The organism is Bacteroides caecigallinarum (genome assembly GCF_021531075.1).
In the GTDB taxonomy this organism is placed as follows: domain Bacteria; phylum Bacteroidota; class Bacteroidia; order Bacteroidales; family Bacteroidaceae; genus Phocaeicola; species Phocaeicola caecigallinarum_B.
This window is the reverse complement of record NZ_JADYTJ010000003.1, coordinates 112,839-121,251: the sequence shown is the minus strand read 5'-3', so window position 1 is coordinate 121,251 and position 8,413 is coordinate 112,839. Positions and strand designations below refer to the sequence as shown.

The 8,413-nt window shown below is 38.7% G+C and carries 10 protein-coding genes; 6 read left to right on the top strand and 4 right to left on the bottom strand.

Translation table 11 applies throughout. The features are described from left to right. From I6E11_RS01855 to I6E11_RS01845, 3 genes are all read right to left on the bottom strand, one after another. Window positions 1-844 (bottom strand): hypothetical protein (locus tag I6E11_RS01855; RefSeq protein WP_235336126.1); only part of this gene is annotated, 844 nt, incomplete at its 3' end. A 96-nt stretch (window positions 845-940) separates the two neighbouring features. After that, window positions 941-1,564: an outer membrane beta-barrel protein gene (locus tag I6E11_RS01850; protein ID WP_235336125.1), complete on the bottom strand. Its 624-nt coding sequence runs from the start codon at window positions 1,562-1,564 to the stop codon at window positions 941-943. A gap of 289 nt (window positions 1,565-1,853) precedes the next feature. Further along, window positions 1,854-2,828: an IS982 family transposase gene (locus tag I6E11_RS01845; protein WP_235336124.1), complete on the bottom strand. Its 975-nt coding sequence runs from the start codon at window positions 2,826-2,828 to the stop codon at window positions 1,854-1,856. Between the two features lie 192 nt (window positions 2,829-3,020). Here I6E11_RS01845 and I6E11_RS01840 point away from each other — a divergent pair, with 192 nt between their 5' ends. Together I6E11_RS01840 and I6E11_RS01835 are read left to right on the top strand one after the other, a co-directional pair. Beyond that, window positions 3,021-3,308, top strand: coding sequence for a hypothetical protein (locus I6E11_RS01840; protein ID WP_235336123.1), 288 nt, complete (start codon window positions 3,021-3,023; stop codon window positions 3,306-3,308). Continuing rightward, a complete protein-coding gene (locus I6E11_RS01835) occupies window positions 3,268-3,621 on the top strand; it encodes a hypothetical protein (protein WP_235336122.1) in 354 nt (117 codons plus the stop codon). The genes I6E11_RS01840 and I6E11_RS01835 overlap by 41 nt, the downstream gene beginning before the upstream one ends. A gap of 175 nt (window positions 3,622-3,796) precedes the next feature. On the opposite strand, the gene I6E11_RS01830 is transcribed toward I6E11_RS01835, so the two are convergent. Next, window positions 3,797-4,435: a MarC family protein gene (locus I6E11_RS01830; RefSeq protein WP_235336121.1), complete on the bottom strand. Its 639-nt coding sequence runs from the start codon at window positions 4,433-4,435 to the stop codon at window positions 3,797-3,799. Window positions 4,436-4,716: 281 nt separating this feature from the next. On the opposite strand from I6E11_RS01830, the gene I6E11_RS01825 reads away from it, so the two are divergent. From I6E11_RS01825 to I6E11_RS01810, 4 genes are read left to right on the top strand one after another with little or no spacing between them, the layout of a single operon-like run. Continuing rightward, window positions 4,717-5,397 (top strand): Crp/Fnr family transcriptional regulator, encoded by a 681-nt coding sequence (locus I6E11_RS01825; protein WP_235336120.1) that lies wholly within the window; start codon window positions 4,717-4,719, stop codon window positions 5,395-5,397. A gap of 38 nt (window positions 5,398-5,435) precedes the next feature. Next, entirely contained in the window at window positions 5,436-7,472 is a 2,037-nt protein-coding gene (locus tag I6E11_RS01820) for a M3 family metallopeptidase (protein WP_235336119.1), read from the top strand. Window positions 7,473-7,485: 13 nt separating this feature from the next. Then, on the top strand, window positions 7,486-7,950 hold the full coding sequence (locus tag I6E11_RS01815; RefSeq protein ID WP_235336118.1) for a DUF4847 family protein: 465 nt from the start codon (window positions 7,486-7,488) through the stop codon (window positions 7,948-7,950). Window positions 7,951-7,957: 7 nt separating this feature from the next. Then, on the top strand, window positions 7,958-8,389 hold the full coding sequence (locus I6E11_RS01810) for a deoxycytidylate deaminase (protein WP_235336117.1): 432 nt from the start codon (window positions 7,958-7,960) through the stop codon (window positions 8,387-8,389). Window positions 8,390-8,413 lie beyond the last annotated feature (24 nt).

Below are 8,413 nucleotides of genomic sequence, written 5' to 3'. Positions count from 1 at the left end.
ATTTTTCTTTCAGATATATATACATCTCTATTTTATCAAATTCCTCGAATTCTCCAAAATCATCTGTTTCCTCATAGAATACTAAAGAATTGCCCTCAAAAGATATTTGTACGGTACAATCGTCATACCATTCACCATCCCATGAATAATACAGCATCTTGTCATCCATATCTTTCCATTTCCATGATGCAACACCCAATGCTTCATCACCATATATCACCATATATGTTCCTGATTTAGAGAATAGGACTTCAGAAATTTCAACATCGAAATATTCTAAATCTCCATTATCTACATATTCATCAAGAACTTTCTTACCATCAAGATATGCAACAACCCTGATCTTTTCGAACAGCCATGTTCTGCAAAGCGAATTAGTCAGACCATCATCGTCCATCACCTCTACCTTTTCAACATCGAATTGCATTTCCTCACCTTCATCTGGAGTAATAGACAATGCTTCTACATTATCATTATCACCATAAACCACTTTGATAACACCAAAGCCTTCAAGATCAAAGTCGCCATTGCTAAGTTGTTTATAACTTCCATAAATTACACCATCATAATTGGTAGCTCTACTTTGAGGTACACCCCAATTACCAAACACACCTTTTTTCGATAAAGAAGATGATCTGGACATTGCAGAGTAGTAATCGGATGTTATTACTATATAATCGCCACTTGCACCCAGTTCTATACTTTTATACGGTGAATGATCGGACAAGATTTCATATTTAGCGCTGACCGATTCATATTTTGGAGTATCCAAACTACCACCGTCAGCATCATCCTTATTGCAAGATGTTACTAACAAAACGAAAGCCAACATCAGAAACGGCAAAGAAGAAAACAGTTTATTCTTAAAAACCTCCTTTTTAAGTGAAATGAACACAAAGGGCACACTTAAAAAAACGTGCCCTTAATTAAAATATTGTATTTAGAAATTATATCCCAAAGAAATTACAGTATTAGCAATTCTACCTTCTTCCACAATTTCATTAAAGTCCTGACCATAAGTTAAGCCAACTTCAAACTGCGAATAGGTAAATCCCAAACCAAGATGCCATCCAGCCTGGAAACGACCGAACTTCATAGGGCCCATATCATCTTCACTGAATATAGAAACACTCTCACCACCACTCTTCAATTTTCCAAACATATTAAGTCTCAAATCAATACCGATAAGCGGCTTAATAGCCATATCTTCACTGATATCATATTTATATACCAAATTGACTGGTATATTAATAGACATCATATTAAGCAAATCATCGTCTTCCTTATCACTACGATATTCCAAAGCAGCACCCGCCTCTACAAACAAAGGCATATTATTTGTAATACTCATTCCTTTAACCCATCCTAGAGAAAATCCTGGAAAACCACTACTTTCCCCTCCCCATTTCAAACTTGACGCATGATAAGTAATAAATGCCTTTGACCAACCCGCATTACTATCGCTTGCCGGAGCAACAGACGCATTTTCAACAATGTTAGATGCAGACATAGATGTAGCTACAGCCAAAAAGGCTACAGAAAGCAAAGTTTTTAATGTTTTCATAATAGAATAAATTTTAAAAATTAGTTTTATACAAAAATCTCCATTAAAGAAACAAATATAAATATTTACCTTTAATTATTTTATAATTTATAATTATATAAATACTCATATTATTTTCTTTATCACTAGCAAATCTATTGTATTATTTTATAATTCCAAAACATTTCTCCTCCTTTTATTAACTAAACATAAAGATTTTGACAAATAAACAAAAAATTTTATCAAAATAATACAATACTATTATTTAACAATGTTCTAGGACATAAATACATTTAACTAGTTGGCGGAATTAAATTAGCGCATATTTAACTCTACCAATGGGTTTCTCATTTTTATAGTTAATATATTGCAGGATTGTAAGTGCGCTAATCTTCCCGACAATTCGGGTAAACAATCCGTCTGTATCTTTCGCATAATTTCTTATAATCATAAACTGGTCACACAATTGCGAGAATAGAGTTTCAATTCTTTTTCTCGCTTTGGCAAAAGCTGGAAATGTCGGCTTCCATTCTTTCTGGTTAGTTCTGTATGGTACTTCCAATCTGATATTGGCCGTTTCAAACAAATCCAGTTGTATCTGAGCACTTATATATCCTCTGTCCCCTATGACAGTACAATTACTATAGTCCACTTTCACATCCTTCAGGTAATGAATGTCATGCACACTTGCCTTGGTGAGGTCAAAGGAATGGATGACTCCACTTAATCCACAGACCGCGTGGAGTTTATATCCGTAATAATACACTCTTTGTGACGCACAGTATCCGATTGACGGTGCTTTCTCAAAATTCTTCTTCCCCATACCGCAACGCTTGGAACGGGAAAAACGACAGACCTCTATTGGTTTTGAGTCAATACAGAAATAGTCTTCACCTCCATCCATCTCCTTCACAATCCTCTCCCTGACCGCATTGCACAGAGATGAGGTTATCTTACGTCTGTCATTGTATTGTCTGCGTGAGATAAGATTGGGAATTTCTTTTCTATATTCCTGCAATTTAGCAAACAGCAAGGATTCACTGTCAATTCCTATTGCTTCTGAAGTCATATTCAACGCGATTACTTCAAGATCGGAAAATCGTGGAACGACACCTCTTCTGGGAATATTACCTGATTCATTTACCAAATTACCTGACACTTGCTTGCATATGTTCAGAAATTTTGCGAATATTGCATATAGGTTGTGCATACGATATTTGTCTATTAAAAGTTTGGGCACCTTTAATTTACTAAATATCAACAACATGCACAACTTTTTATTCATAAATCTTTTATCAATTTAATTCCGCCAACGGGTAATAAACTGTTAGCATCTACACAATTTCTCATTACAAATAAAAAAGGATTAACTATAGTTCCTTCACCGTTAATCCTTTTTAGTATTTGCAATATGGAACCGTGGAGACGATTGCGAAAAAAACTACGAATTGGGGGTCACAAGGGTCACAATAATAATATGATCCTTAATTTTCACGAAAAATACTCACAAACACCTGATAATAAAAATGTTATAGAAGAAGAAACTAATAAAGAGGAGATTGTGGAAGGACAGTGCCGACCCTTCGACGACGATATTTATGACCGTCACCCCCAAGAGATACTCCGGCTTCTAAGCATAGGCAAGAACAAAAGAGACAGAAACATCACCCTTCTGTCGGTCATCACCATATCAAGCAATCTGTTTCCTGTACTGCGTACCATCTATGACAATAAGATTCACCCGCGAACAATGGAAAATGCTTGACAATATATTCGAAGCCCAGATCGGCTTTGTAGCCGGTGAAGGCAAACCCGGTGCAGTCACTATGGTCAAACGTCGCGGGATTATGACAGTCAGGACAGTTATGGTGCTGTGCGACTACCGTATCATGGAGGCAGGATGGGTGCCCATACTCAAAAGGATGCCTTCCAGATTCGCCTATTCAGAATTTGATACAGCGGTCAGGAATGCAGGCTTCGGAGTATGCGCAGCAAAAAGAGCACTTAAGAAATATGTCGCAAGTGGCTTATTATCAAAGAGTAACGGATTCCATTTCAAGACTTCAAGGCTGAAATAAAGGGTCATATAGTATAAGTGACCCTAAGTGTCCCCAAACCGCTGATTTCAGCCACCGCAGAAACCCTCTCCAAAACGCGGGCAAATTCCATCTAAAACGTGGGCAAGTTTTACCTTAAACTTGCCCGCGTTTTTTCATAAAACTGAAGAAGGAAAAAACCGTACCACGGCGGGACTTATTTCAAGGCCTGAAACTGCTCTATGAGAGAAGTGAGATTCGCGGTGAAAAGTCTTGCCGAAATGGCTAATAGAATTATACCGAAAAACTTACGTATAACATAGATACCGCCCTTTCCCAAAAAACGCTCTATAACATCCGTCAGCTTCAGAACTATAAACACCCAAACCATATTCAGCGTCAAGGCCAATACTATATTTATAGGAGCATACTCGGCACGCAAGGAAAGCAATGTAGTGAAAGCACCGGCACCTGCCAGCAAAGGGAATACCAGAGGAACCAAAGTAGCCTCTTTTATAGGCCCGGTGTTCTTAAAAATCTCAATATCGAGAATCATTTCAAGAGACATCATGAAAATAACAAAAGCACCAGCCACTGCAAACGATGCTATATCTACCTGGAAAAGCTTGAGCATCATATCGCCTGCATAGAAGAAACCAAGCAATAAAGCGAACGCTATCAAAGTGGCCTTTATGGCATTTACAGGCCTACCTTTTTGCTTCAAATCCAAGATTATTGGTATTGAGCCAATAATATCTATCACCGCAAACAACACGATGAAGGCACTAAGAAACTGCTGCAAATCCAGTGCCCCGAAAAAGGTTATTAATGCAGACTGAACATCTAACGTTTTCATCTTTCACTTGTAATTTATTATTGCGCAAAAATACATAAAAAAGTCCTTATTTATGCAATGGAACTCCAAATATTAAACCACAAAAATCACAACTTCCTGCAAAAGAGCAATAATATTAACCGATTTTCACAAACACAACATATATGAAGCCTAAGGCTGACATAACACCTTAATTAATAAAAATACTAAAAACCACACACCTACAGAAAGACAGATACAAAATAAATTGTTAACTTTGTGTGTTAAAATAAGGAATTACATCCAAGCTAATTTAACTAATTATGAAGGTTTCAATGTACGACACACTACTGGAACTGCCGTTATTCCAGGGACTGACAAAAGAAAACATAACAAGCATTATAGAGAAAGTGAAAATGGGCTTTCATAAATATAATGCCAAACAATGTATTGCACAGCAGGAGGAAAAATGTAACAGTCTGATATTCATTCTTGAAGGAAAGGTTAATATTACATCAAACGATACCAACTATAACTTCAAAATAGTGGAAGAAGTAAGCGCCCCTTATATTATTGAGCCTTATTCACTTTTCGGGATGCATACCCAATATCATGCTTCGTACATAGCAGCCAACAATGTGGAGACTCTGAATATTGACAAAAGCTATATACTTACAAACCTTTGTAAATTTGAGATATTCAACCTGAACTATCTTAATATAGTGAGCAATAGGGCACAAACTGCGAACATTAAGCTATGGAACTCGCACATAGGAAGTACAAGGGAGAAACTTATGAACTTCCTCACATTGAGATGCATCATTCCATATGGCAAAAAAACTCTATACATCACAATGGAAGATATGGCTTCGCTCATTGACGATACAAGAATCAATGTATCAAGGGCTCTGAACGAACTGCAGGAAAAAGGGATAATAACTTTAAGCAGAAAAAAGATTATAATAAACGACCTTACAAAACTAATCGAGGAAGTGAGGGAGTAGTTTTTAGTTGTTTGACAATAAAAAATATAAGATAAATTATGACAAATCCATTTTTACAACCATATAACACGCCGCACGACACCACACCTTTCGACAGAATAAAGATTTCCGACTATGAACCTGCCATAAGGGAGGGAATGAAGGTGGAAGATGAAGAGATAAAGGCTATTATAGAGAATACGGAAGAACCTGATTTCGGGAATACGATACTTGCACTGGAACATGCGGGAAAGTTACTGGACAGGGTAACGACAGTATTCTTCAACCTGATGAGTGCCGAAACGAATGATGAACTGGACGCAATAGCAGAAAAGCTGATGCCCGAACTGACAGAACATGGCAACAACATAAGCCTGAACCCGATATTGTTCGAAAGGGTGAAAAAAGTATACGAGAAAAAAGACTCACTGGCACTGACACCGGAAGAGAGCCGTCTGCTGGAGAAGACATATGACGGCTTTATCAGAAACGGAGCAAATCTGAATGATAATGACAAGGAAATATTCAGAAAACTGTCTGCCGAATTGAGTTCGCTAACTCTGAAATTCTCGCAAAACCATCTGAAGGAAACAAACAAGTTTGAGTTACATATCACGGACAGCACAGAATTGGAAGGGCTACCGGAAAGTGCTGTAGAAGCAGCCGCTCATACTGCAAAGGAGAAAAACAAGGAAGGATGGATTTTCACTCTTCATGCTCCAAGCTATGTGCCTTTCATGAAATACAGCAATTGCCGCGAACTGAGAAAGCAGATGTATATGGCATACAACACTCAGTGTACACACGGCGACGAGCTGGACAATAAGGAAATTGTGAAGCAACTGGTGAACAAACGCATGGAACTGGCACAACTTCTTGGTTTCGATACATATGCCGATTATGTACTGAAAAAAAGAATGGCAGAAAATAGTGAAAATGTATACAAACTTCTGAATGACCTTCTGGATGCCTATTCGCCTACCGCACACAAGGAAATAGAAGAGATTGAACATCTGGCCAAGGAGACTGAAGGAGACGACTTCATGCTGATGCCCTGGGATTTCTCATATTATGCCGAGAAACTGAAAAACAGGAAATACAGCCTTGACGAAGAAGCTCTGCGCCCATACTTCGAACTTGAGAAGCTTAAGGAAGGAGTGTTCGGACTTGCTACAAGACTGTACGGAATAACATTCCGAGAAAACAAGGACATACCGGTTTATCATCCTGACGTACAGGCTTTCGAGGTGTTTGATATGGATGGAACATTCCTTGCCGTACTTTACACAGATTTCCATCCAAGGGAAGGAAAACGTTCGGGAGCATGGATGACAAGCTACAAGGAGCAATGGATAGATGACGACGGAACGAACAGTCGCCCACACGTATCGGTGACAATGAACTTTACCAAACCTACTGCCGACAAGCCTGCACTGCTTACATTCTCGGAAGTCAACACATTCCTGCATGAATTCGGACATGCATTGCACGGCATTTTTGCAAATACCAGATTCCAGTGCATGAGCGGAACAAACGTGTATTGGGATTTTGTAGAGCTGCCATCGCAAATAATGGAAAACTTTGCTGTGGAAAAGGATTTTCTGAATACTTTTGCACAGCATTACATTACAGGCGAAGCTATTCCTGAAAGCCTTATAAAGAGTATAGTAGACTCGCAAAACTTCAATGTGGCATATGCATGTCTGCGACAGTTAAGTTTCGGTCTGCTGGACATGGCATGGTATACCAGAAAAGAAACGTTCGACAGTGATGTAAAAGAATATGAAAAGAAAGCCTGGGAAAAGACACAGCTTCTGCCACAGGTGGAGGATACTTGCATGAGTGTACAGTTCGGACATATAATGTCGGGCGGATATTCAGCCGGATACTACAGCTATAAATGGGCCGAAGTGCTTGATGCCGATGCTTTTTCCGTTTTCAAGGAAAAAGGGATTTTCAGCCGCGAAGTGGCACAGTCATTCAGAGACAATATACTATCAAAAGGAGGGACAGAGCATCCTATGACTCTGTACAAGCGTTTTCGTGGTCAGGAACCGGGAATAGATGCGTTACTTAGAAGAAACGGTATAAAATAATATATCAAAACTGATGAAGAAGATTATATCATATATATTTGTGCTTATTGCATTGCCACTGGTTTTCTGCGGATGCAATCAGGAAGACGATGTGTTCGAGATTTTTGCTAGCGGGACATGGCGTGTAAACAACTATTACACAGACTGCAACTGGAACAATCTGGCATATAAACCGGGAAATCCGGTTTTCACAAATGAAAATGACCTGAAGATAGTAAACTCTTTCACCGTGGTTTTCGAGAAAGATGGAACTATGAAGGGCGAAATAGACGGAGGAACATTCACAGCCCAATGGCACGCCGAACCTAAAGACAGGAGTTTCAGCATAACTAATATTAATGCCAACATAAATCTGTCCGGAAAGAATGCAGAATTCATCACAAGGCTGAAAAATGTGAAATTCTATCAGGGAGACAGCAAGACAATGCAGCTTGCGCCACAGGAAAAAACTACTTATATACAGTTCAATCACAGATAATTATTATATGGAACAGGAAAACAAACAAGAGATATTAGACATCAGATATATGCGTATGGCGCGTATATGGGCCGAGAACTCATATTGTAAGCGCAGACAGGTTGGTGCACTTATAGTGAAGGACAAGATGATTATATCGGACGGCTACAACGGTACTCCTTCGGGGTTCAGCAATGTATGTGAAGACGAAAACGGACTGACAATTCCATACGTACTACATGCCGAAGCCAATGCCATAACAAAAATAGCACGTTCGAACAACAGTAGCGAAGGGGCAACAATGTATGTCACAACATCGCCATGCATAGAGTGTGCCAAGCTGATAATACAGGCAGGAATAAAAAGACTTGTTTACGGAGAAAAATACAGACTTGAAGACGGTCTTAACCTACTGAGGAAAGCAGGAATAGAAGTGGTATTTCTGGAAATCAAAGAATAAAATCTGTGTAACATAAAATCTATA